The sequence below is a fragment of the Paenibacillus agilis genome (genome assembly GCF_007786455.1).
Lineage (GTDB): Bacteria > Bacillota > Bacilli > Paenibacillales > Paenibacillaceae > Paenibacillus_B > Paenibacillus_B agilis.
Genome location: NZ_VNJK01000002.1, coordinates 251298 through 275238, shown reverse-complemented (window position 1 = coordinate 275238; position 23941 = coordinate 251298). Strand labels below are relative to the sequence as shown.

Sequence of the window (23941 nt, the reverse complement as noted above, 5' to 3'; positions counted from 1 at the left end):
CGTGTAGGCGGGTTTTGGCATGTTCAATCGTCAGAAACCAATGGATGAGGAAAGTGTACAGCAGGCAACGATTCGAATGGACCTTAAGGAGGAGCTCATGAGCAAATACGATGTAATTGTAGTCGGGGCAGGACCAGCAGGGATTTTTACATGTTATGAATTGATGTTGAAGTCGCCACAGCTTAAGGTGGCACTTATTGATAAAGGTCATGATATTTATCGACGCAATTGTCCAATTTTGGAGGAGAAAATTTCAAAATGCCCGCCTGCGGCAGGCAAGAAGGACTTTGCTGGCTGTGTACCAGCATGCTCGATTACGAATGGCTTTGGTGGTGCAGGAGCTTATAGTGATGGCAAGTTCAATATTACGACTGAATTCGGCGGTTGGATGACGGACTATCTCTCTCCAACTCAAGTATTGGATTTGATTCGCTATGTAGATGCGATTAACTTGGAGCATGGCGCAACGATAAACATTACAGACCCGACCACTGAGACGGTGCGTCGTATTGAGCAGCAAGGGTATGCAGCTGGTTTGAAGCTGCTGCGCGCACAAGTGCGTCACCTAGGTACAGAGCAGAACTTGGAGATTTTGAAATCGATATATGAGAAGCTGGCTACTCATATCGATATGATTTATAAAGCGGAAGTTCTAGATATTATCACAGTAAAAGAAGACGGCCGCCATTCGGTGAAAGGTATCGAGCTGAAAAATGGTGAACGCTATGAGGCGGAAGCTGTTGTCATTGTGCCTGGTCGAGATGGTTCGGCATGGTTGACCGATATATTGAAGAAGCGTCGTTTGAAAATGTATAACAACCAAGTCGATGTTGGTGTTCGTGTGGAGACGTCCGATGTCGTGATGCGTGAAATTAACGAGCATTTATATGAAGGGAAATTTGTCTTCAACACTTCTGTAGGTACGCGTGTCCGTACATTTTGCAGCAATCCATCTGGGCATGTTGTGGTTGAGAACCACAGTGGCATTATGTGTGCGAACGGTCACTCTTATAAAGATCCGAAGCTCGGATCGCCAAACACGAACTTTGCCTTGCTCGTCTCGCATAAATTTACGGAGCCGTTCGATAAGCCAAATGAATATGCTCGTGAAATTTGTAAGCGTGCGAATGACTTGTCTGGCGGCGGCCTGATCGTGCAGAAATACGGCGATATTATCCGTGGCAGACGTTCAACGGAGAACCGTATTCGCGAAGGTTTCTTGGAACCGACGATGAAGGAAGCTGTCCCAGGAGACTTGGGACTTGTTCTTCCTTATAATACGATGAAAAGCTTGATCGAAATGGTCGATGCGTTGGAGAAAGTGACGCCAGGTATCGCATCCGAGCATACGTTGTTCTACGGGGTAGAAGCGAAGTTCTACTCTGCACGTCCGAAGTTGGACGGTAACTTTGAGTCCGAGATCGCAGGCTTGTACTGCGGCGGAGATGGTGCAGGGATTACACGTGGTCTCGCGCAAGCAGGCGCAGCAGGCGTGCATATCGCGCGCGGTATTATCGCGAAGCGGGGATAGACTATGTAGCAAGTAATCGGTAGCCTACTAGAAAGTATTATGATGAAGATGTAGTTATAATGTAAGACATAGTAGTAGCCTAGCAGCTTCCAGAATGAGATTGGAGGTTGCTAGGCTATTTTCAATACAAACCATATTACATTTAAAAGAAATAGCATGATGGGTTGGGGAGAGGTTACTTTTCAACATTTTGCGAATCAATAGTTTTTAATCATATCGACTATAGGGTGTATAGAATCAATAAATAAATCTCGGTTTGTCTTATCTTGAGAAGTCAATTGAACACTTATGATAAGATTTTTATAACTTAGTATCATTAACTCTGTAGATTCTGCTAAAGTCTGATTTGTTCCTTTAAAACCAGCATTTTTATTTCCATCAACAATATCGTTTCCGATATATGAATTTGTATAAGCTAGTCTGACGACAAGCTGATTTTTTACCTTGCTAGGGTCATCATTGTCTTCGAAAATTAGTAGATGATGAGTGGGTTGAGGAATTTTGTTAGGTTCTAGCGAACCGCTTAAGACTAATGTGTCTCTTTTACCGAAAGTTAATTTTTTATCTATCAATGTAATATCTGTGAGTGTACTACTTCCGTTTTTGAAATGAAATCCCTTTATTTTTAGTTTTTTCTCCAAATCAATTGCAAGCTCTTGGAACTCTGGATAAGTTAATATTTTTTCGTCATTATTAGGTATACTTTTATGTGGAGTGCTATCATTTTGAGTCATTGAAGGGATATGCTTTTGAGGAGTGGAATCTGTTTCTTTTTCGTTACAGCCGACAATTAATAGTGTAGTAAATAATAAATAAAGCATGTATTTCATTTTCAAATGAATACTACCTCCTAGATATTGAGAAGTCAATAATTGTATATTAGTGTTGAAGGAAGGAAAAGTAAAGTTCAGATGGAGGCTATTGTAACTTAATGGAGGGTGACTTTGAGAAAATATATTCTGGAATAGCTATGACATATATGTGTTTCATTTTCATAGCGAGTCGATAGATAAATATTAAAACGAGAAGCGCCCCGTGCTACCATCGCTGTAATGCGAAGTGTCTGCACGAGGCGCTTCTTTCTTCAACTGTTACCCAACCTCCCACCAAAGGAAGCTGGCTTGCGTCGATAAGGTTCCTGCAACCGTCAAAGCAGCACTAATGGACAATGATAGAGTTGTTGATGGCGGTACAATAATACTGCCATTGTAATCGGCTATAATTGCTCCAGCGTTGACAGGTACCGTGAGCAGCAAAGTACCGCCGCTAACGGCTCCAGTCGAGCTTGTTACACTCATGCTGCTCGTATTTGTGCTGCCTAAGTTCGCATTTATTGGTGTAAGGGGAGTTGGCGAAGTTAGAGTACCGTTCTGATAGAGCGAATAGGAAGCCGTTAAGCTGGATAACAAGCTTAATCCGACGCCAACACCGCCTGCTACGCGGATGATGTAGCATGTTCGCGTGCTGCTTGGATTATTTAGTCGGATCGAGGACTGCACGGTTCCACCGAGTAATCCAAGCGAAGCCGATGTGGTTGTAAAGGCGCTGTATACATTGCCAGCAACACTTGCACTATAAGGAGTTCCTGCCGTAATGACCGGCGAACTAAGGGTATTGGTAACTTGATCGAAGACGGGGCGGTCTGAACGATTGAATGGATAGAAGTTAGGCATTATTGTTCCCACCATAGTAAATTTATTGAGCCTGTCAGGGCACCTACGCCAAGCGATACCGTGAGAACTTGGTTGGCTGGGACGACGATTCCACCGTGAAAGCTAAAAAGAAAAGCTCCCGCAGTAACGGAGGTGGAAAGAAAGGTAGTTGGCGTTCCGCCTAAGGTACCGATAAGCTGTCTTGTTGTTACGACACTCGTCGTAGATGACCCTAACTGAGTATTTATTGGCGAAGGGGTCGTTCCGCCTGCAATCGTTCCACCTGAATATACATTTATCGTTGCTGCTGCAGTAGTTCCGCCCGATATTTCTGCGAGATAGACCGTTCTGATGCTCGCTACTGGATTTGTAATTTGCAAGAGTAGATTTGAACTTGCCGCTACACTGACGGAAGTGGTAGTAAGCCGGAAGCCAACACCCGCCGTTGCGGCTGCCTGTACCGCACTTGCTAGGACACCAGGACCTGTATAGGTGTTGGTCATAAATGTGTATAGTGGCATGGATGAGTAGTTAAATACCGCTTTATTTGGCATATGCGCACCGCACCTCCCTAGCTTTTCTTACTAGTAAAATATGCGCCAAGCTGTATCATTGATTGTGTGTTAGGAGAGAAGCCGAGATGAATTGTAAGTCGTTTTCATTTTCGTAGGGACATTAGGAGTGAAACGGTAGAGATAGAAGTGTATAAGATTGTGATTATAATCACATAACGAGCAGAAGATGATCGATACAATGAAGATAGTTAGGTGGGAAGTTATTTCGGCAAGGGGGACATAACGATGTCAGGTTACTTGAAGCCCAATGAAATTGCAATAGCAACGGTCGAGACGGGAGCTGTCAAAGCAAGAAATTCATTGTCGGTCATGCTGGTTCTTGGATTCGTCGCAGGTGCTTTTATAGCGCTTGGCTATTTGTTATATATACGTATTACGGCTGCGGTACCAAGTGAATGGGGGAGTATTAGTAATCTTATTGGAGCATCTTTGTTCCCGGTAGGACTCATTCTTGTGCTGCTTGGTGGCGGTGAACTGCTGACCGGCAATATGATGGCGGTACCGTTGGCTCGTATGAAACAGCGCATTACGACTTGGGAAGCTGCTAGAAATCTAATCATCATTACGATTGCTAACTTTGCTGGTGCCGTATTTGTCGCCTATGCATTCGGGCATATCGTCGGGCTGACAGCTAGTGGTGTATATTTGGAGAAAACGATAGCAGTGGCTGGTCATAAGCTGGATGAATCGTTTCTGCAAGCATTTATATCGGGGATTGGCTGCAACTGGCTGGTTGCTATTGCGGTATGGGTCAGTTACGGTTCAAAAAGCTTTAGCGGTAAAATTCTCGGAATCTGGTTCCCTACGATGGCATTCGTTGCAATAGGATTTCAGCATGTAGTAGCAAATATGTTCGTTATACCTGCTGCCATCTTTGAAGGCTACTATACGTGGGGAAATTATTTTATGAACTTTATTCCCGTGTGGCTTGGCAATCTTGTTGGGGGGATGCTGTTCGTTGCAGGCGTATATTATGCAGCATATTTGAAACCTCAGCCAAAAGTATCGCCTATCGCTGTAAATGATAATACGATCGCATATGATAAGGTAAAGGCGCAAGCAAATTGAATACGGTAAACCTTATTAAAATAAGGCTTATTCCATCTAAAACATAGGAGGAATGAGCCTTTTGTTATTGAATAAATGAATGTATGTACCTATATTTATAATAATTACAGTATTCGTAGCCCTATAGAACTATGCTGATATTGTTTTTATTTCTAAATAAAGAGGAGATGCTATGGAACATAAGCTGGTACGAGTTGATACCATCATTAAGGATTTGATCGACGAAGCATTCACACAGTCGATGATGCGGCAGTATGCACATGAATTTTTACAAGAAAAGCGAACAGAAGCCCATTCGCGGATTGGGCTGTTGGCCGAGTATCATTATAAAATGTTCGGAGGAGTAGATGAAGGAATCTACTCAGCTTGTGCAGCAGTTGAGTTGTTCTTGCTGGCATCCGATGTGATTGATGATTTGCAAGATCAAGATAATAAGGATAAGCGCTGGATGAAGTTACCGATGCCATTGTCACTTAACGTAGCTTTAGGGCTATTGCAATTAGTGCCGCTGGCAATGAAGCAATGCCGTTCCACTATGAATGAGAAATACGTATGTGCAGCATTGGAAATGATGAATCACCAGATGGTAGTCGCGGTAAATGGGCAAATGGCTGACCTGGAAAATGATATCGCTGACATTCCTGCCTATATGGAAATGGTGGAGCAAAAATCAGCATCTATGTTCATAATGGCATGTATGACAGGGGTAATATTGGCGACAGGAGAGTGGAATGCAACGGTAGCAGCTTATGCGAAAGAAATGGGCCTTTCCTCCCAATTGAAAAATGATATGAAGGATATGCATCAGCTTACCATTAAAAATGATTTTTCTAAACGGAAGCGCACAGCACCGCTCTTGTATTTGGCAGAAGCCGTTGATGAGAACGAGTATAAATGGATTAAGGATTATATGAATGGGTATTCCGACTATCTCCCGGAAGAGAAGATAGGGGAGCTTCATGAAGCGTGTGAAAAGACAGGGGCCTTTATCGCTTCGGCAGTACGCATGAGAGTTCATTATTATCAATTTCAAGACTTGTTTAAGCAGAACCCAGTAACTGCCCCCTACTTAGAAGAATTCAAGGCTATTTTTTTAGGTGTAGAGCAAGCAGAGGCAGCACCGCAATAAAAATTGTGGTAATTACCAGACAACAATTCGTTTACATATGATGGATAGTAGCACATAAATGAATATATGCTGCAATGCTATGAGGATGGCCGATAGGTGATCCTTTCTCTTTCTAAACTACTTCATGAATATAGGCATGCAGGAAAACTATTTGTTTATAAAGGTGTTGTCTGTCCATGTCTAAAAGAATAGAAAATAATTTGAAGCTATATGTAGTAGTAATAGGTTTGCTGTTTATTGTCTTGTATTTAACGTTTGCTTCGTATTTTGCGCCGCCTAGAACGATAACCCTCGAGCGAATCGATGACCAGCAATATGTTGTTCATTATGTCTTGGCAGATACAGCCATATATGATGCTCCGATTGAGAAAGGTGATCAGATTGTTAAGATGGATGGTATCCCTGCTCATGAGTACTATTCGGAGGATGACCGTATTGATGGTTATTATGTCGTTCCGGGAGCCGTACAGGAACTAACGATCCTAAAACAAGGGAATCAAGTTCAGACAGCCCTGTTAAAGGATGATTGGCGTGGGGGATTGCCTCAGGATTTGTTTATTGTCCTTTTTATTTTGTCTCCTATTTTCTTAATTTTGTTTACTTATATGGCCTATTACTTATGGAAAAATAAACGAGATCAGCCGGATGCTCGAATACTTATCGCCTGCTTTCTTATCATAGGTATATCTTTTTACGGAAATGTTGCATCTTACAATAAGGATATAGTAGGTGGAGCAATTATCATGATTGCTCTTCCTGCCATCCCCTACATCTTTATGCATTTTATGAACGTATTTTTGGAGAAGTTTGACTTGTCCTTTATTTCAAAGAAGTTGCTTGCCTCATTATTTGTCATTGATGTAATCGTCAGTATTTTCATTTGGTCCAATCGCTATTTATTTAAATTTATTGATATAAAAGGAATGAATCCTTTACTAATAAAAGTAACAATTGCGGTTGGTTACGGTATTTGTTTATTTCGCTTAATTCAACTTTTCTTACGTCATCGACAGGACAACTCCCCCCCGCTATTTAAAATTTTTCTCGTTGTTCATATCGTAGCATTTACACCATTCATTGTACTCAATGTGATTATGCCGTACTTTTTTAATGGAGAGGACACGAACGTCCCCTTTAGTACACTATTTTTGTTCAGTTTGCCTATTTGCTATATGTATTTAGTTTCATCTAAGCAATTATTTGATATCGATTTTATTGTGACCCGATTTAGAAGATTTCTCGTTGTAGCCTTTCTGCCAGCGGTAATCATTGTTTCGGTGATCGCAGCCGTCGTTGACTTTGGGTTTGTACTTGATACGGGGAAACTAGTTAAGCTATTCCTTGTTATGCTGCTGTCGATCACGCTTCTTTTGTATGGAAACGAAATACTGTCGAATCAGTTCCGTTCTCGGCTCTTTAGTAATGTATTTAACGGGCAGGATAGTTTGGAACGGTTCTCTCGCCAACTGTCAGGAGTAATGAAGCATGCGGAATTGGAACACATTCTTGGACAAGAACTGACAGAAATGCTTCCGCTGTGCAGCTATCAGTTCTTCGATGTAGATCTTGCTGCCAAGCAGGTAAGTCCACTGCCAAATACAGTAATGGCGCGCCATGCTTCCAAGTCTATTCTTAAGGAAGTAAGTGAATTGCGCATCGCCGAACTTGTACGCTTGTCAGATGGCATTCTTCTTGTGTTAGGCTGTTTTAAGCATACGTATCGAGTATTATGGCTGAGTAATAAGTCCAATCATACACAGTTCAATCCTGATGAATGGAAGTGGCTGCAAACGATTACGCGCTATGCCAGTCTTGTGTATGAAAATCTATACTCTGTGGAGCGCATGGTGGAGGATTTACAAGACCAGTTGAACAATCGTAAGCTTACTTCTCCATGGATGTCGCGCTTACTATTTTGTCTATCTGAAAATGAGCGGCAAAAACTTGCTTCCGATTTGCACGATGCGGCATTGCAAGATCAAATTATCTGGTACCGTAAGCTGGAAACATCTATGATGGACTATCCGATGAGTCCTAAACTGCAGCGTGAGCTGCTAGAGATTAAGGAAGGCCTGCTCGATGTCATTCATCAAATACGTGAGACATGCCAAGAACTGAGACCACAATTGTTGAAAGAAATGGGCTTGGCTGAATCACTCAGGCATCTAATTGAGCATGAACTGCTTCGAGTAAATTTTTCGATAGAGCTATTAGCCTTTCCTGTGAATGCCACGCTGAGCAACGAATTAATGACAGGTGTATATCGCATCGTTCAGGAGCTCCTTCGGAACACAGACAAGCATTCCCGGGCAGACTGCGCTATTATCGAGCTGCGGCAGAGTGAAGATTATATTTTATTCCGATACACAGACAATGGAATCGGAATGGATGAAATTGCTTGGAAGCACAATCGAATGCATATGGGATTATCGAGCATCCATGAACGTGTACGAAGCCTAGAAGGAGAGATAAAGATCATAACAAGTATAGGCGGCGGGTTCGACGTGCATATCCGATTGCCGATTAAGCTATCAGAACAAGGGCAATATGCGTCCTATATTTATATGGTGGAATGAGCGATGGATGGATGCTAGAGCCAGCAAGGTACAGCCAGCAGTGAGTTGGTTTGAACTTGCTGGCTTGTTGCGTTGAGTGAGAATATGGTGTGTTATGGCTCGTATAACTCCTAGCTATTTATGAGGCATAGTTGTGTATGTCATCTTGTTAATCATGTGAATTAGTTCACATGATTAACACTAATGATATGCTACGATGAGGTTGAATTCAAGTGAAAATAATCACTTGTTGAAGCGTAGGCAAACTAGGCTAGTTATTAATCGACGGACTGCCTATAGCTTCGAAAACAGAGAGAACATCATCATAAGGGAGTGCTGCATCATGAAGAAGTGGATACCAACCGTACTTGCGGCTGCAATGGCTTTATCATTATTGTCGGGCTGCGGGGCGAAGAAGGAGTTGGCAGACGTTGTTGTCGTTGGAGCGGGCGGCGCAGGACTTGCGGCAGCGGTACGTGCGCAAGAAGAAGGCGCGAATGTTATTGTATTGGAGAAAATGCCGATCGTTGGTGGGAATACAGCTCGTGCAACAGGCGGCTTAAATGCTGCTGGAACGAAGCAGCAAATAGATAAGGGCTTCAAAGATAGTGTGAAGTTATTTTATGAGGATACGATGAAAGGTGGCTATAAAAAAAATAACCCAGAGCTCGTCAAGCTACTTACAGAACAAGCAAAAGATTCGGTGGAGTGGTTAGAGAACTATGGTGCGGATATGTCTGATGTTGGCCGAATGGCTGGCGCGAGCGTCAATCGTACGCACCGTCCGGCAGGTGGAGCGGCAGTAGGTTCTCATATTGCTATGGTGCTAGAGAAAACTGCAAAGGAAAAGAACATTGATGTACGTACACGCCATCAAATGACGGATATCCTTATCGATAAGGATGGGGCGGTCACTGGTATAACGGCGAAAGATAAAGAGGGCAAGGAATATACAATCCAGACGAAAGCGGTTGTACTGGCAACGGGCGGATTTTCCGCAAATCAAGAGATGGTCATATCATATAAGCCAGAGCTGAAAGGCTTCGCTACCACTAACCATCCAGGCGCGACCGGAGATGCCATAACGATTGCGGAGAAGCATGGCGCTGCTCTTATTGATATGGCTGAAATACAAACGCATCCGACTGTCGTTCCGGAAAAAGGTGTGATGGTGACAGAGGCCGTAAGAGGAAACGGAGCTATTTTGGTCAATAAAAGCGGTGAGCGCTTCGTCAATGAGCTGTTAACGCGAGATGTTGTATCTAAAGCAATCTTGGGACAACAAGATGGACGTGCGTATTTGTTGTTCGATAAAGGACTTCGGGACAGCTTGAAAGCGACAGAAGAGTATTTCAAGATGCAATTGGTTACCGAAGCAGAGAGTGTAGAAGCATTAGCCGAAAAGTTGGGAATTGAAAAGGCTGTTTTAGCTAACACAGTGGGCAACTACAACAAAGGTGTTAAGGCAGGCAAAGATGGACAATTCCAGCGTCCAGATCTGCCGCGTGAGCTAAAAGATGGTCCATTTTATGCGATTGAGGTAACGCCCGCTGTCCATCATACAATGGGTGGTCTGAAAATTAATACAGATGCTGAGGTACTGAACAAAGACGGACAAGCCATAAAAGGTTTGTATGCAGCAGGTGAAGTGACCGGCGGCGTTCACGGCGGGAATCGACTTGGCGGCAATGCGTTGGCAGACATTATTACGTTCGGCAAAATTGCTGGCTTGAATGCATTCAATCATGTGAAGGCGGAGCAGTAGCAAGGTATTACGAGAAATGGTGTAAAGTAGCGGGATGGAATTGATTCGGGAAATTTTGTGGAGCCATCCGTAATTCTGCTTTAAATATATAGACATCAAGGGGAGATTGTGATGAAGAGAAAAGCATGGATCATACTAGGGATTGCAGCTATGCTCGCACTGTCGGGCTGTGGAAATGGTGGTCTTTATAAAGATGGAGTCTATGAAGGCAAGTCACGAGGAGCGACCAGTGATATCGTTGTGGCTGTAACCGTTAAGTCTGGCAAGATTGAATCCGTTGAAGTGAAGCAGCATGAAGAGACTGCGCAGATGATTCAAGCGGTAACAGACAACACAGTTCCTGAGATCATTGAGAAGCAAGGAGCAGATGAAGTTGAAGCGCTGACAGGTGCAACCAAGTCCTCGGAAGGTGTAATCGCTGCTGTGAAGCAAGCGTTGGAGCAAGCGAAGAAATAAGAAACATACTATAGAACAGTCCGAAAACATGAAAAAGACGACTATCGATCCAATGTAGGAGTAGAAAGTCGTCTTTTTTCATTTTTAATATTTCAATGACAATGCTTGTATATTGAGCGGAAAGAAGACCAATAGCGATCATCGTGTGCGAAGTGGTTTCAGCTTCGCTTCAATTTCTTCACGTTGTGGCTCTAAAAATGGTGGCAAAGCTAGTGTCTCGCCTAGATGCTCCATGTCTTCGTCCGTATCGAAGCCAGGCCCGTCAGTTGCTAGCTCATACAAAATTCCGTTTGGCTCGCGGAAATAAAGTGAGCGGAAGTAGTAACGGTCTACAAAGCCTGAGCTTGGCAGATTGTGCTGTTCAATATGATTGACCCATTGACGCATTTCCTCTTCATTGTCTACACGGAAGGCGACATGATGCACAGCACCGCGACCTGGACGAGACATTGGCAGATCATTGCGTTCTTCGATATGAACTTCAGCGCCAGTTCCGCCTTCGCCTGTCTCTAGTACGATAATATCCGGTTGACCGTCAAACCAAGACGGATAGGACGCTTTATGACGGAAGCCCATAACGGATGTTAATACGTTAATCGTCGATTGAGCTTTGCGAACAGTCAGCTTAATTGGTCCAAGCCCTATGATGCCGTACTGTGATGGAATATCATCGTGCGTCCAAGGTGTTCCGCCAGCTACACCGCTGTTATGCTCATCTGAGACAAGAATCAGCTTGGTACCCTCAAAGTCAGCAAAGGATAGCGAGTTGCGCCCCGTGCGATCGGTAATTTCGCCATGTGGAACTTTAAGTGCTTCGAAGCGCTGCTTCCAGAACGATAGCGCTTCATCTGAAGCAACACGCAAGGAAGTGGCGGAAACACTGTTAATCCCGTATTGTTGGGCAGCTGCCATTGGAATTTCAAAAAATGTAATCTCTGTACCGGGATTGCCTTCTGCATCGGCGTAAAACAAATGATACATCGATGTATCGTCTTGGTTAACTGTTTTCTTCACAAGACGCATGCCTAATATATCGGTATAGAATGCCAAGTTCTTCTCAGCATTTGCGGTTAGTAGCGAAACGTGGTGAATCCCTTTCAAATTCATAATGGGAACCTCCTCTAGGGTGATAACTTATATCTCGATCTATAATATCTTGAATTAAAGATATTATATTTTGATAAATATGTCAAGCGAGTATGTGTGCAATCCCGGTTATGAGAACTTGACAAGGTACTGTTACTTGATTCCAACTTCAGCTAGCTTGTAGTTGGCTGACAAAATTGAAAGGTTTCAACAGCTAAATCGAAGGCATCCCATTCGAGCATTCGATATACTTGCCATATAAACAAACAAGGAGCGAACGCCAACATGAACAACGAAACGAACATTGATTTTTCACAAGCGATTCTAACACTAGCCTTAGTCGTAATCGTCGTACTTATTCCATTTACGGTAAATGTATCAGCCGAGCCGGTTCAATCTGTATCGCTGCAAGATGAGAATACACAATATGAGGTAGTGTTGACTCCGTAAGTAATTCCCCCGCATTTTACATTTTCGATGAGCTTCCTAGACTAAAGGAAAACCAAGCTACCCATTATAAAAAGACGCAAGCGTCTCCCATGAAGATGGAAGTGCCTGCGTCCTTGTATTTTGAATACCGTATGCTTCTATAAGAAAATTTTCGTTAGGCCAAAGCCTACGGCTACAGAAACAATCGTAGCGACTAAACCAGGAACCATAAAGCTGTGGTTCAGCAAATAGCGACCAATTCGCGTTGTACCTGTGCGGTCGAAATTGATCGCCGCAATAACCGTCGGATAGTTCGGCAAGAAGAAGTAGCCGTTAACCGATGGAAACATCGCGATCAAGGCTGGCGCTGGCATGCCTAAGGCAATGCCAAGCGGCATCAATCCGCGTACCGTTGCTGCCTGCGAGCTTAGCAGGATCGACATAAAGAACAAAGCAACCGCGAACATCCATGGTGCAGCCGTAACTGTATCTTTGATCGCTGCATCGATAATCTCCATATTGCCGCGGAAGAACGTATCCCCGAGCCAAGCAATACCGAAAATGCTGATAACAGCCTGCATACCTGCACTGAAAATATTACTCTTCACCACGCGTTCTGCTGGAGCGCGCGATACAAGCAAAATAATACCGCCGACCGACAACATGACGATTTCAACCACTATCGGCATACCAAGTGTTTTCATGACGCCTTCTGCATCCATATAAGATGGGCGAAGGTCTGGGAAAGAGCCGAACAATACGACGGCAATAACGCCGACTAGGAAAATAAATACCGATGCAACCGCTCCGCGCGGCAGCTTGCCGTCATCGTTGGCAGCAGAGCCTGAGCGATCCGCTTCACCAATTGGCGGTACCGTTCCTGCTTCTACACGGCGCTGGAACTCTTCATCCTCTGCAAGTGCCTTGCCGTAACGGTTCATTACTAGCGCAGCCGCGATACAGCCGATAATCGTAGCCGGAATGCTGATGAGCAATATGTTCGGCAGCGTATAACCTTGTGGCGCAAGCAATGCCAAGAGTGCTACAGTAGCAGCCGAGATCGGGCTTGCCGTTATTGCTTGCTGCGAAGCGATGACCGCGACGGACATCGGGCGCTCAGGACGTACGCCAGATTGGCGTGCTACTTCCGCAATAACAGGCATGACAGAGTAAGCGACATGTCCGGTTCCTGCACAAAGTGTGAACAGGTATGTAACGACAGGCGCCATAAACGTGATGCGGTGCGGGTTACGGCGCAGGGCGCGTTCTGCTATTTTGACGAGCACATCCATACCGCCTGCCGCCTGCATCGTTGCGGTCGCTGTAACGACAGCTGCGATCATAAGGATGACATCAATCGGCGGATCGGAAGGGACGAGCCCAAAGCCGAACGTAAGGATGGCGAGACCAAGCCCGCCCATAACGCCAAGACCTATACCTCCAAGTCTTGAGCCGGCATAGATGGCAAGCAAGACGATAATTAATTGCAATAAAAACATATAACGTAGCTCCTTCCTTTCTGTTAAACAAAGCTGATACTAGCGATGGATAGAGCGTGCTACATGCATTTGTACAGTGGCCTTTCTCTTACCTACAGCTGTATATAGATAAAGACCCGCCATGGAAAAGACGTAACAGGTCCGTGTGACCGGTCAGCCTTTTCCATGGCGGGTCTAGTCTGTGTCGAACTTCTTGCTGCATGTCCATTCTCGTTATTCAATCCATGGACTTATATTGATTATCCGTCAGGGTGAAGAAGCTTGGAATGCCTGACGTGGTATATACTTGTTTGTCTTCCGTTATAAAAATAGCCTCTGCATTCGGTTTCGCTTCAATGAAGGCAATCCCATCTTGAACGCCAAGTGCGAAAGCAGAAGTCGACAGCGCATCTGCATCAGTAGAGCGGTCTGTAACAATGGTGACGCTATTCAGATTGCTCTTGGCAGGGTAGCCTGTCTTCGGATCGAGAATATGATGATAGTATTGCCCATTATGCTCCAAATAACGTTCATACACACCAGAAGTCACAATGGTACGATCTTTAATTTTCATCGTGCCGATCTGATTGCCGCGTGTCTCGTTCGGATCTTGTACGCCAATCGTCCAGTCGAGCCCGCCTGGCTTCGCGCCAACAGCATATATGTTGCCGCCCAAATCAATAATTGCGCTCTTTACGTTTTGCTCACGAACATAGTCGGCAATAGCGTCAGCTGCGTATCCTTTACCAATACCGCCTAAATCGAGCTCCATGCCCGGTTTCGCCAATGCTACTGTTTTCTTGTTGGCATCAAGCGTTACTTTGTCATAGCCAACCAGCTTGAGCGCTTCATCGATTTCAGCTTGAGCTGGCACACGTGCTTGCTCGGTTCCGATTCCCCATAAACTAACGAGCGGTCCTATCGTTGGATCAAAGCGTCCATTCGTTTTCTCCGCATAGTCCAATGCCTTCTCGATAACCATGAAAGTTTCATCAGAAACTTGATAAGGGCCTTTGCCAGCATGGGTGTTCAGTTTGTAAAGTTCACTTGTTTCCAGTGTGCGGCTCATCTTGCGCTCGATGTCTTTCATAATGTTCAAAATATGTTCAAAATGTTGCTCATAAGCAGGATCATCGTATAATTTCACCGTAACCATGGTATCAAATATAAAATAGGACTTGGATTGAATCGTTGGCTGCTGCACCTGTTTTGAATCGGAAGATGGTCCATTACACCCTATTGTCAATATAGCGATGGATAGCGCCACTGCAACAATAACAGCCCAGCGTGGAAGTTTCATCGAGCGCATTTCTCTCATAGTTGTCCCTCCAAAATTTGTCCGTAGGTAAAGGCTTATACGATCTGCCTGTCTTTTAGCACATCATTATATCAGAATGAGGTTGCATTGCCTAGGAAGTTTGTCACAAAAAATAAGCCAAAATCCCTCTGTATAAGGGTTTTTCTGTCATCCATCTAAGATGCCAACATTGAATGAAAAATGAGGTGGCAGTATAATTATATTGAAATTTGAAATCATTAAAATTTTAAAGATCGTTATTTAACAGCTTAAGGAGATGCTGAGTATGAAGCGTGGGGATGTAATAATCATCTGCCTCGTCATTGTCGCCGCTCTTGCTTTCTTTATTCCTAGGTGGTTGATTCAGAATTCAAGTGAAAATAATCACAATAAGACGATGACGGCAGAGATTACGGTTGATGGCAAGCTGTTCAAGCAAGTGATGTTAACCGAAGAAGAGCAAATCATTACGGTACCAACCGATCATGGTACGAATGTATTAAAAGTTCATAATTATGGCATCGAAATGATCGAGGCTGATTGTCCTGATCAGGTGTGCCTGTCATTTGGATTTGTGAACCGCAAGGGAGATACAATTGTCTGCCTGCCTCATCGCGTGCTCATAGAGTTAAAAACGGATCAAGCAGAGGAGAGTGGAATTGATGCCGTCGTCAGCTAATTACTCCTCGTCGTCTTCATCGCTCAAGTTGAAGAGGACCGTTATTATTGCCATATTTGCGGCGGTAGCAGCTGTGCTTGGATTAGTCGAAGCGATGATTCCAACACAAATGTTTATGCTGATCCCTGGTGCCAAACTAGGTTTGGCCAACATTATGGTGCTGACATGCTTATGCTTCCTGCCTTGGAGAGACTCATTAGCGTTAGTCATATTGAAAGCACTCATTTTGACCTTGATATACGGAGCGTTCTCAGCCTTTTTATTTAGCTTCCTAGGCGCACTGTTCAGTTTCATCGTTATGTACGGCCTTATCCGTATTGGACGCGGTCGTCTCAGTCTCATCGGAGTTAGTGTAATGGGTGGCGTGGCGCATAATGTGGGGCAGCTAACCGCAGCCTATATCGTTTTCCAAACGACGAAGATTTATTTCTATCTGCCTGCGTTGATGTTGCTTGGAATTGTGACCGGTATCTTTGTAGGGATTGCGGTAAAATACGTAGTTGCCTCGCTTTCCAAGCTTTCATTGTTTGAACCATTTGCACCAGAAATGCAGTAAAGGTGGTGGCAGCTATCATACGATTCAATCAAGTAGGTTTCCAGTATCCGAAGCGTGAGTCGATGTTTGCAGACTTGTCCTTGCATATAGAACAGGGACAGTGGGTAACCATTGTAGGTCCGAATGGTTCTGGCAAATCCACATTGACGAAGCTGATGAATGGCCTGCTTGCGCCGCGGTCAGGCACGATTCAGATTGGCGGTGTAACGCTGGATGGTCATACGGTTAGCGATATACATCGACGAGTCGGTTACTTATTTCAAAATCCAGACAATCAATTTATAGCAGCTACCGTGCAAGATGATATGGCATTTGGGATGGAAAACCGCTGCTTGTCTCAAGAAGAGATGCAGCGGAGGATCAATCAGGTGTCAGTCGAGTTGGGCATTCAAGATTGGCTGCATCGTCATCCATCTTCCTTGTCTGGTGGGCAGAAACAGCGTGTCGCGATTGCGGGACTGCTCGTGCTTGATCCTGAGGTCATGATTTGGGATGAGGCAACGTCCATGCTGGATGAACAGGCGAGGCGAGAATTTATGACTCGCATGCGGCAATTACGTGTAGAAAGAAGATTGACTATCGTATCCGTTACGCATGATGCGGAAGAGATTATGGCGTCTGATCGTGTACTTGTCATAAAGGACGGCAAGCTAGTGGCTGGCTTAACTCCAATGGAACTGTTCGTACAGGGAGAGCTGCTGCAGGAATGTTGTCTACGCCCGCCCTTTGCCGTTGAGTTATCGCTAGAGCTAAGACGTCGGGGCGTCGATGTGGATATATGCCGAGATGAAGAAGAGTTGGTGAATGCATTATGGCCATCGTGTCCAGTGAAAAGCTAGGTTATCAATATGTTGTTAACGGTGGCAGTGCTCAGTCATTTGCGCTTAAGGATATCAGCTTTGAATGGGAGCAAGGGCAATTCTATGCCATTCTTGGCGCAGCTGGCTCCGGCAAGTCAACATTATTGCAGCATCTGAACGGTATCCTCCAGCCAACTGTTGGCCGAATACGTGTGCTGGATGTAATGTTCGAAGCTGGGGTGAAGCAAAAAGGGCTAAAGCCGCTGCGCAAACGGGTTGGACTCGTCTTTCAGTTCCCTGAGCAGCAGCTGTTTGCAGATACGGTGGAGCAGGACCTTATGTTTGGTCCTTTACAATTTGGCATGTCTGAGCAGGAGGCACGACAAGCTGCCCGTGAGGCACTGCACACGGTGGGACTGCCCGAAGCTGTGCTCACGATGAATCCGTTCCAGCTCAGCGGTGGACAAATGCGCAAGGCGGCCATTGCAGCTGTGCTGGCATCCAATCCGGACTTGCTCGTGCTGGATGAACCGACGGCTACACTCGATCCGCTCAGTAGACAGGAGCTTATCCAGCTATTGCATCGGCTCACGGTCGAGCAAGGCAAGACAGTCGTCGTCGTTACGCATAGGCTCGATGAAGTGCTGCCTGCTGCGAGCCATTACATGCTCATGAAGGCTGGACGACTGGTGTTTCAAGGCAGTCGTGCTGAGCTGCTGGCACAGCCTTTGCAGCTGCAGGATGCCGGGCTCGCCCTGCCTGCCGCATTGCGGTTAAGACAGCTGCTGGATGAGCGCTGTAAAGAGCGGAGCAGCGTGCTAGAAGCAAAGGGGCAAGAAGTCCCCATTACGGCCAGCGAATGGGCAGAGCGACTGATTGAGGTACGTCAGATACATCAGATGCGTAAGCGGGAACAAGACGGAGAGCAAGCCTTGTCTCCTACTGTTAGAAGCACGAAGCTGCTTCAACAGCAGCAATCTGAGCAATCAGCAGAGCTAGGGGCCAATGTTTATTACGCGATAACAAGGGATAGTGAAAGTGCAGTGCGTTCACTTTGCGTGTTGAAAGGGGAGGATGAGCGATGATGCAGTCATCTAAGTTGGTGATGGGCCGTTATGTAGAAGCTTCATCATGGGTACATCGCTTAGATCCGCGGGCGAAGCTAGTAGCCATGCTGCTGTTTCTTGCCGCTGTCATTAGCGCTCATTCACTCGTGGAACTAAGCACGATAACTGTGATCGCATTGCTTATTTTAGCAAGCTCAGGCATCCCCTTATCCCGTTATGGTCGAGCTTCCAAGCCGTTATGGCCGCTTATGTTCTTCATGTTTTTGTTCTATGTGCTGTTTGAGCAAGGCGGCAGCCCACTGTTTGAAATAGGCAGCTTCCATGTTAGCAGCGAAGGGGTATTACTTGGGCTATCAGCCGTATGGCGCATGCTGCTGCTCGTTTGCTTTACGTCGATCCTAACCTTTACGACGACACCAATCGAATTGAATCTGGGGCTAGAGGCGGTATTGAAGCCGCTAAAGTTCATAGGCGTTTCGCCACAGCAGTGGACGATGATGATTACGATCGCTTTGCGGTTTATCCCGACGATATTTGAGGAGGCGGATCGGATATTAAAGGCTCAGGCATCCCGTGGAGCAGATATTAACGATTTGAAGCTGGCGGCGAAAGGGAAGATGCTATTGACCCTGCTCGTTCCTATTATCGTAGGGGCTTTTCGCAGAGCAGAAGACTTGGTGCAGGCGATGGAGTCGAGAGGGTATGTGTTGGATAGAGCAAGGACTTCACTTCGTGTGTTGAAGTGGCAGCGAATCGATTCGCTGTTTCTCATCGGTTTTGGAATGCTGCTTATCTTCACTTTTGTAATGTAGACTAAGGCCCTACCTATTTTATAAAAATCGCTATGTGCAGCAGGTATTCGGCTGAATATTAGATTAATGGTAAGGTACCAGCAGCACGAATAGCATGCATATTACTTATAAAGTGAAAATTATCACAAATTTTATTGTTAATGTTGATTGATAATATAGCAGCTAATTTTTTATGAAACTGACATCATGGAATCAAATTCAACAAATAAAAATAGATACCAATCGTAGATGGGGAGGAACGGTTTATGGCTAGATATTTCAACGGTAAAGAGATAGAGTTGTTGGCTCCTGCGGGAACGTTTCCTATTTTCCAAGAGGTTATTGAGATGAACTGTGATGCGGTTTACTTTGGTGGGCCGTCACTCAATATGCGGATGATGCGCAAAGGGTACAATTTGTCGTATGACGAAGTTCGTGAAGCTATTCGCATGGCCCATGACCGGGGTAAGCGTGCGTATGTTACCGTGAACAATTTGTTGAACGAAGAAGATTTGGATGAGGCGAAGCGCTATTTCGAATTCCTCAATGAAGTCGGTCCTGATGCAATTATTGCACAGGATATGGCGGTGTTCCCACTTATTCATGAGCAGAACTATACGAATATTCCGGTGCATTCTTCGGTCATGATGAACATTCACAATTTAGAGATGATCGAAGCGATGAAGAAGTTTGGGGTGACTCGGGTTGTTGCCTCCCGTGAGATGGACCTGAACACAGCAGAGCTGCTGCAAGCGAAAAGCGGCATGGAGTTCGAATACTTTGTTCATGGCGACATGTGCACGGTTCACGGTGCGAACTGTACGATTAGTTCGATGATTTTCGGCAATAGTGCCCAACGCGGGCGCTGCATGAAGCCTTGTCGCTGGGATTACCGCGTGAAGAAGGACGGGCATATTTATCCGACAGAATATCCTCTCGCTGCAAAAGACATGTACATGTATGAGCATATTCCAGAACTGATTAAGTCAGGAATTATGTCTTTCAAAATTGAAGGCAGAATGCGCGATATCGAATTCCTAAATTTATTGGTCAATCAATATGGTGATGCGATTGATCGCTATATCGCCGATCCAATCGGCTACAATCGCACAGAAGATGCGGACAAGCTGCACGACAACCGGAAGCGGGATTTTTCAACCGCATATGCATTTGGCAAGCCGGGTCTTGACTATATCAATAGGCGTTATGAGGGGACAGGGAAGTTTTATAGTACAGGAAAAGTATTCAGTACACCTACAGCAGAGCGCGAATTGAAGGAAGAGCGTGTCACTCAAATTCGTGAGCGTCTTGCTGATGTGAAAAAAGATATCGATCACACAGAACGTCCGCAAATTGCGGTACATGTCAACAATGTGAAGCAGGCACAAGCTGCGCTTGAAGAAGGAGCAAATATCATCTATTTAACAGGTGATGTTTATATGCCGGATCGTCCGTATAGTCGTGAAGATATGGAGCAGCTGACAGCAGCTAAGGGTTCGTCCCAAATCATTCTTGGTACTCCTCGTATGATGACGGAGCTTCATATGGAGCAGTACACGCATTTCTTGCAGCAAGGCAAGCAGCAGGGCATGTATGGTCTGGATGGACTACTCGTATCCAATTTCGGGGCGCTGCATAAGTTTGGTTCCCTTGATCTCGGACTGCCTATGATTGGCGATGCCAATTTGAATGTATACAACTATATGTCTGCTGCTGTGTATGAGAAGCACTTCGGTGTGGAGCGGGTACATGCTTCGATGGAGCTACCGCTGAATGACTTGGCGAACTTTATGGAGCATACAAAAGTCCCTGTGGAGATGACGGTGCACGGCTCACCTATCGTTATGTATTTGGAGCTTGATCTCTACGAAAATACAGAAGTGATGGAGTCGATCGGTCAAGAAGATAACGCTTATGTGGATAATCAATATCTTGTCCTTATGACAGATAAAGGGGAGAGTCCTGTTTATCGCGATTGGAGCGGACGCAACCATCTCGCACTGTCCAAAGAATTGTGCTACTTGCCTATGATGAAGGAGCTGTATGAAGCAGGTGTTCGTTATTTCCGGATTGAGGGCAAGACGTATACGGAGGAGCAGCTGCGGACCATTGTGCGCACCTATCGTCAAGCAGCGGATAGCTTGGATCAATGCGGCAGCTTGTTCGCGCAGATGAAGTCCGTTTATGCAGGCTATACGCTTGGCAGCTTGCAGTTCGGGGCGGCACGCCATATTGAGCTGATAAGCACAAATGCGTAGGTGAGGCTAGAGGAGATAATTAATAGCCGATATTTGATATTTAATAGTTGATAGTCGCTAGGCGGTAGTAAGAGCGAATAGTAATTGTAAGTAGTAATCGCCGAGATCAATCCAGTTTATGTGATAGTGACGCTATAAAAACTAGGGTTTGTAACGATGAACGTGTAAACGAGCAGAAAATAAGGATATACGGATAAAGAACGTGAAGAGGTGATGACGTATGAATAGTACGACAACAACGGCAACCATGCATCCAACCTATATCGGTCCAGATAAGGTATTAGAAAAGCGTAAACAATATTTCTTCCCATGTACTCATCATTTTTATCAAGACCCACCGCAAATCGTACAGGGCAGCATGCATAAGCTTATTGATCATACAGGCAAGGAGTACACAGACTTCTTCGCAGGTGTATCAGTCGTCGCTTGCGGACATTGCAACGAGCATATTACGACTAAGACGATTGAACAGCTAACAAAGCTGCAGCATACGACGACGATTTATTTAACAGAGCCAATGGTTGAACTAGCAGAGCGTTTAGCAAATGATTACTTGCCAGGTGAGTTGAAGCGAACGTTCTTCTGCAACAGCGGTTCTGAAGCGAATGAAGGGGCTTTGCTGCTGGCGAGGCTGCATACGAAACGCAAAGACTTCCTTGCGCTGGAATATGGATTGCACGGTAGAACGTTCCTCACGATGGGCGTTACGGGGATGCCGATGTGGCGTACAGATGATTATCTCGATCCGCATGTGACCTTTATTCCTCGCCCGTACGATGAAGAGATGGACACAGAGGATGCAGCCCATCGTTCCATTGCAGCGCTGCGACAAGTACTTGCGGAAAAGGGGGATACTTTTGCTGCCATGATCGTGGAGCCGATTCAAGGCAATGGGGGGATAATCGTCCCACCTGATTGGTATCTCCGTGAAGTGAAGGCATTGCTTTCGGAGTATGGTGTCTTGCTCATTGCAGATGAAATCCAGACCGGCTTTGGTCGCACAGGCCGTATGTTCGCCATGGATCATTATGAGATTGCGCCAGATATCATTACGATGGCGAAAGCACTTGGCAATGGCGTACCTATTGGAGCTTTTGCAACGACAGATGCAATTGCAGCCAGCTTCAATCGTCCATCTGCTTCGACATTTGGGGGTAACCCAGTCTCTGCTGCAACGGCCATGGCAGTGCTGGATTATATAGAGCAGGAGCAGCTTGTAGCGCGTTCTGCCGAGTTAGGTGGTCAACTGAAAGACGGACTGCGTGCACTCCAAGTAAAGCACAGTGTCATCGCAGATGTTCGCGGTAAAGGGCTCATGGTAGGAGCCGAGCTAAATACGGGTGAGGCGTCCTTAAATGCAGCGTTGACGGATCGTGTGTTGGAGAGCATGAAACATCGCGGGTATTTGATTGGTAAAAATGGTGTCGGGCGCAACGTGCTTGCCTTCCAGCCTCCGCTCATCATGCCGGAAGATGAAATTCAAACGATGCTTTCCGTGCTAGATGAAGTTCTCTCTGAAGCGGTTTATACCGATGAGGAGAGGGGGTCGAAAGATGGACGCGATTCATAAGGTCGTCGATAAGACTCGTATGTTCGGAGAGCTGGTTATGTTCTCGCATACGTTATTCTCTTTGCCCTTCGCTATTATTTCGATGATGTGGGCAGCTGATGGCTTGCCAGCTGGAGAAGTGATGTTGTGGTCCTTAGTCGCGCTTGTGGCGGCGCGTAACGGAGCCAATGCGTTCAACCGTCTCGTGGACAGAGAGTTTGATGCACAAAATCCACGTACAGCTCATCGTCATCTGCCTAAACGCTTACTGATGGAGCGTGAGGTAACGGTATTCATTGTATTGAACTATGCGCTATTTATCTTAGCAGCGGGTATGTTGAATCCGCTATGTTTAGCCCTGTCACCAGTGGCGATTGTCCTTATTTCTAGTTATTCATACACGAAGCGGTTTACATGGCTGAGCCATCTTTATCTCGGCTTTACGATTGCGTCTGCCCCTATTGGCGCATGGTTTGCAGTGACAGGAGAGTGGGCGTTGACGCCATTTATACTTGGTACAGTCGTTATGCTATGGATTGCAGGCTTTGATATCATATATGCTACACAAGACATCGAATTTGATCGAAGTGCAGGGCTGTGGAGCGTTCCGCGTGTATTCGGTTATGAGGATGCGTTGTTCATTTCTCGCACACTGCATACAGTGATGGTATCGCTGCTTATTCTGTTATACTTTTTCCGGGATTCACTTGGATGGGTATATTTGATAGGGATAGGTTTGTCTATCGTGCTGCTTGCGATTGAGCACCGGATCATTAAGCCGACAAGCCGTGAACGGATGAATGTTGCCTCTTATAATTTGAATCAAGTCATTAGTATGGTTATATTAGCTTGTACGCTACTGGATCAGCTGCTATAGCAAGTTTATAACCACCACATATGAAATCTGCCGCTGCAGAAGTGCGAATGATTCGTATTTTCGACCAGCGGCTATTTTCATTCTTCTGCATTTCGACAGGAATAGGTATGAAGATCCAAGAAACACATGAAAAAATACATATTTCCCCATCGGAGAATATGTTGTATTCTAGTCTACAGACAGAAATCCTACATGTTCTAACCATCCGCTGCTCCATGAAATGCAAGTAAGTACATCGTCAAGCGTCCTTCTAACCCATAGGAAAGGTGACTCTCTTCCTTCATTTGTTCCTGCCGGATACCTTTCATCTCTACATGATGTCCTTCGACTTCTATTTTATCGA

General features: G+C 45.3%; 21 protein-coding genes. 15 read left to right on the top strand and 6 right to left on the bottom strand.

Going from position 1 to position 23941, the window contains the following annotated elements; all coding sequences use genetic code 11:
- Nucleotides 1–97 precede the first annotated feature (97 nt).
- A complete protein-coding gene (locus tag FPZ44_RS17625; protein ID WP_144992730.1) occupies nt 98–1531 on the top strand; it encodes an NAD(P)/FAD-dependent oxidoreductase in 1434 nt (477 codons plus the stop codon).
- 197 nt (nt 1532–1728) lie between these two features.
- Here FPZ44_RS17625 and FPZ44_RS17620 read toward each other — a convergent pair whose 3' ends face one another.
- The 3 genes from FPZ44_RS17620 to FPZ44_RS17610 form a co-directional block, all read right to left on the bottom strand.
- Complete coding sequence (locus tag FPZ44_RS17620; RefSeq protein ID WP_144992230.1) at nt 1729–2367, bottom strand: hypothetical protein; 639 nt, start codon at nt 2365–2367, stop codon at nt 1729–1731.
- Nucleotides 2368–2622: 255 nt separating this feature from the next.
- The gene (locus tag FPZ44_RS17615; protein ID WP_144992228.1) at nt 2623–3204 is read right to left on the bottom strand and encodes a hypothetical protein; all 582 of its coding nucleotides are present in this window, start codon (nt 3202–3204) and stop codon (nt 2623–2625) included.
- Nucleotides 3204–3737 carry a hypothetical protein gene (locus FPZ44_RS17610; RefSeq protein ID WP_144992226.1) on the bottom strand — a complete coding sequence of 178 codons (534 nt, stop codon included), beginning with the start codon at nt 3735–3737 and terminating at the stop codon, nt 3204–3206. Before FPZ44_RS17610 ends, FPZ44_RS17615 begins: the two co-directional genes overlap by 1 nt.
- Nucleotides 3738–3983: 246 nt before the next feature.
- Between FPZ44_RS17610 and FPZ44_RS17605 the strand changes: the two genes are divergently transcribed.
- The 5 genes from FPZ44_RS17605 to FPZ44_RS17585 all read left to right on the top strand — a co-directional run bounded on the left by FPZ44_RS17605 (nt 3984) and on the right by FPZ44_RS17585 (nt 10731).
- On the top strand, nt 3984–4826 hold the full coding sequence (locus tag FPZ44_RS17605; RefSeq protein ID WP_144992224.1) for a formate/nitrite transporter family protein: 843 nt from the start codon (nt 3984–3986) through the stop codon (nt 4824–4826).
- A 172-nt stretch (nt 4827–4998) separates the two neighbouring features.
- Nucleotides 4999–5955, top strand: a complete 957-nt coding sequence (locus tag FPZ44_RS17600) for a polyprenyl synthetase family protein (RefSeq protein ID WP_144992222.1) — start codon at nt 4999–5001, stop codon at nt 5953–5955.
- A 176-nt stretch (nt 5956–6131) separates the two neighbouring features.
- Entirely contained in the window at nt 6132–8531 is a 2400-nt protein-coding gene (locus FPZ44_RS17595; RefSeq protein ID WP_144992220.1) for a sensor histidine kinase, read from the top strand.
- A 322-nt stretch (nt 8532–8853) separates the two neighbouring features.
- A complete protein-coding gene (locus FPZ44_RS17590) occupies nt 8854–10275 on the top strand; it encodes a flavocytochrome c (protein ID WP_144992218.1) in 1422 nt (473 codons plus the stop codon).
- 111 nt (nt 10276–10386) lie between these two features.
- On the top strand, nt 10387–10731 hold the full coding sequence (locus FPZ44_RS17585; RefSeq protein WP_028593920.1) for an FMN-binding protein: 345 nt from the start codon (nt 10387–10389) through the stop codon (nt 10729–10731).
- A 138-nt stretch (nt 10732–10869) separates the two neighbouring features.
- On the opposite strand, the gene FPZ44_RS17580 is transcribed toward FPZ44_RS17585, so the two are convergent.
- Nucleotides 10870–11838 (bottom strand): ring-cleaving dioxygenase, encoded by a 969-nt coding sequence (locus FPZ44_RS17580; RefSeq protein WP_144992216.1) that lies wholly within the window; start codon nt 11836–11838, stop codon nt 10870–10872.
- A 264-nt stretch (nt 11839–12102) separates the two neighbouring features.
- On the opposite strand from FPZ44_RS17580, the gene FPZ44_RS26520 reads away from it, so the two are divergent.
- Nucleotides 12103–12267, top strand: coding sequence for a hypothetical protein (locus tag FPZ44_RS26520; RefSeq protein WP_186786122.1), 165 nt, complete (start codon nt 12103–12105; stop codon nt 12265–12267).
- 137 nt (nt 12268–12404) lie between these two features.
- On the opposite strand, the gene FPZ44_RS17575 is transcribed toward FPZ44_RS26520, so the two are convergent.
- Nucleotides 12405–13745: an anaerobic C4-dicarboxylate transporter family protein gene (locus FPZ44_RS17575; protein WP_144992215.1), complete on the bottom strand. Its 1341-nt coding sequence runs from the start codon at nt 13743–13745 to the stop codon at nt 12405–12407.
- Between the two features lie 217 nt (nt 13746–13962).
- On the bottom strand, nt 13963–15042 hold the full coding sequence (locus tag FPZ44_RS17570; protein WP_261378407.1) for an FAD:protein FMN transferase: 1080 nt from the start codon (nt 15040–15042) through the stop codon (nt 13963–13965).
- Nucleotides 15043–15307: 265 nt separating this feature from the next.
- On the opposite strand from FPZ44_RS17570, the gene FPZ44_RS17565 reads away from it, so the two are divergent.
- The 8 genes from FPZ44_RS17565 (at nt 15308) to FPZ44_RS17530 (ending at nt 23598) form a co-directional block, all read left to right on the top strand.
- Nucleotides 15308–15700 carry a NusG domain II-containing protein gene (locus FPZ44_RS17565; protein ID WP_144992214.1) on the top strand — a complete coding sequence of 131 codons (393 nt, stop codon included), beginning with the start codon at nt 15308–15310 and terminating at the stop codon, nt 15698–15700.
- Nucleotides 15684–16256, top strand: a complete 573-nt coding sequence (locus FPZ44_RS17560; RefSeq protein ID WP_144992213.1) for a Gx transporter family protein — start codon at nt 15684–15686, stop codon at nt 16254–16256. Before FPZ44_RS17565 ends, FPZ44_RS17560 begins: the two co-directional genes overlap by 17 nt.
- 5 nt (nt 16257–16261) lie before the next feature.
- Nucleotides 16262–17095: an energy-coupling factor transporter ATPase gene (locus FPZ44_RS17555; protein WP_186786121.1), complete on the top strand. Its 834-nt coding sequence runs from the start codon at nt 16262–16264 to the stop codon at nt 17093–17095.
- On the top strand, nt 17068–18141 hold the full coding sequence (locus FPZ44_RS17550) for an ATP-binding cassette domain-containing protein (protein WP_144992211.1): 1074 nt from the start codon (nt 17068–17070) through the stop codon (nt 18139–18141). The genes FPZ44_RS17555 and FPZ44_RS17550 overlap by 28 nt, the downstream gene beginning before the upstream one ends.
- Nucleotides 18138–18935, top strand: coding sequence for an energy-coupling factor transporter transmembrane component T family protein (locus FPZ44_RS17545; protein ID WP_261378404.1), 798 nt, complete (start codon nt 18138–18140; stop codon nt 18933–18935). The genes FPZ44_RS17550 and FPZ44_RS17545 overlap by 4 nt, the downstream gene beginning before the upstream one ends.
- 245 nt (nt 18936–19180) lie before the next feature.
- Nucleotides 19181–21172, top strand: coding sequence for a peptidase U32 family protein (locus tag FPZ44_RS17540; RefSeq protein ID WP_144992210.1), 1992 nt, complete (start codon nt 19181–19183; stop codon nt 21170–21172).
- Between the two features lie 220 nt (nt 21173–21392).
- Nucleotides 21393–22742, top strand: coding sequence for an aspartate aminotransferase family protein (locus tag FPZ44_RS17535; protein WP_261378403.1), 1350 nt, complete (start codon nt 21393–21395; stop codon nt 22740–22742).
- A complete protein-coding gene (locus FPZ44_RS17530) occupies nt 22726–23598 on the top strand; it encodes a UbiA-like polyprenyltransferase (RefSeq protein WP_144992209.1) in 873 nt (290 codons plus the stop codon). The genes FPZ44_RS17535 and FPZ44_RS17530 overlap by 17 nt, the downstream gene beginning before the upstream one ends.
- Nucleotides 23599–23941 lie beyond the last annotated feature (343 nt).

Excerpts from the sequence above, each read along its gene's own strand:
- FPZ44_RS17625 (WP_144992730.1), top strand. The coding sequence starts at position 98 with ATGAGCAAATACGATGTAATTGTAGTCGGGGCAGGACCAGCAGGGATT.
- FPZ44_RS17615 (WP_144992228.1), bottom strand. The coding sequence starts at position 3,204 with ATGCCTAACTTCTATCCATTCAATCGTTCAGACCGCCCCGTCTTCGAT.
- FPZ44_RS17610 (WP_144992226.1), bottom strand. The coding sequence starts at position 3,737 with ATGCCAAATAAAGCGGTATTTAACTACTCATCCATGCCACTATACACA.
- FPZ44_RS17605 (WP_144992224.1), top strand. The coding sequence starts at position 3,984 with ATGTCAGGTTACTTGAAGCCCAATGAAATTGCAATAGCAACGGTCGAG.
- FPZ44_RS17600 (WP_144992222.1), top strand. The coding sequence starts at position 4,999 with ATGGAACATAAGCTGGTACGAGTTGATACCATCATTAAGGATTTGATC.
- FPZ44_RS17595 (WP_144992220.1), top strand. The coding sequence starts at position 6,132 with ATGTCTAAAAGAATAGAAAATAATTTGAAGCTATATGTAGTAGTAATA.
- FPZ44_RS17590 (WP_144992218.1), top strand. The coding sequence starts at position 8,854 with ATGAAGAAGTGGATACCAACCGTACTTGCGGCTGCAATGGCTTTATCA.
- FPZ44_RS17585 (WP_028593920.1), top strand. The coding sequence starts at position 10,387 with ATGAAGAGAAAAGCATGGATCATACTAGGGATTGCAGCTATGCTCGCA.
- FPZ44_RS17580 (WP_144992216.1), bottom strand. The coding sequence starts at position 11,838 with ATGAATTTGAAAGGGATTCACCACGTTTCGCTACTAACCGCAAATGCT.
- FPZ44_RS26520 (WP_186786122.1), top strand. The coding sequence starts at position 12,103 with ATGAACAACGAAACGAACATTGATTTTTCACAAGCGATTCTAACACTA.
- FPZ44_RS17575 (WP_144992215.1), bottom strand. The coding sequence starts at position 13,745 with ATGTTTTTATTGCAATTAATTATCGTCTTGCTTGCCATCTATGCCGGC.
- FPZ44_RS17570 (WP_261378407.1), bottom strand. The coding sequence starts at position 15,042 with ATGAGAGAAATGCGCTCGATGAAACTTCCACGCTGGGCTGTTATTGTT.
- FPZ44_RS17565 (WP_144992214.1), top strand. The coding sequence starts at position 15,308 with ATGAAGCGTGGGGATGTAATAATCATCTGCCTCGTCATTGTCGCCGCT.
- FPZ44_RS17560 (WP_144992213.1), top strand. The coding sequence starts at position 15,684 with ATGCCGTCGTCAGCTAATTACTCCTCGTCGTCTTCATCGCTCAAGTTG.
- FPZ44_RS17550 (WP_144992211.1), top strand. The coding sequence starts at position 17,068 with ATGGCCATCGTGTCCAGTGAAAAGCTAGGTTATCAATATGTTGTTAAC.
- FPZ44_RS17545 (WP_261378404.1), top strand. The coding sequence starts at position 18,138 with ATGATGCAGTCATCTAAGTTGGTGATGGGCCGTTATGTAGAAGCTTCA.
- FPZ44_RS17540 (WP_144992210.1), top strand. The coding sequence starts at position 19,181 with ATGGCTAGATATTTCAACGGTAAAGAGATAGAGTTGTTGGCTCCTGCG.
- FPZ44_RS17535 (WP_261378403.1), top strand. The coding sequence starts at position 21,393 with ATGAATAGTACGACAACAACGGCAACCATGCATCCAACCTATATCGGT.
- FPZ44_RS17530 (WP_144992209.1), top strand. The coding sequence starts at position 22,726 with ATGGACGCGATTCATAAGGTCGTCGATAAGACTCGTATGTTCGGAGAG.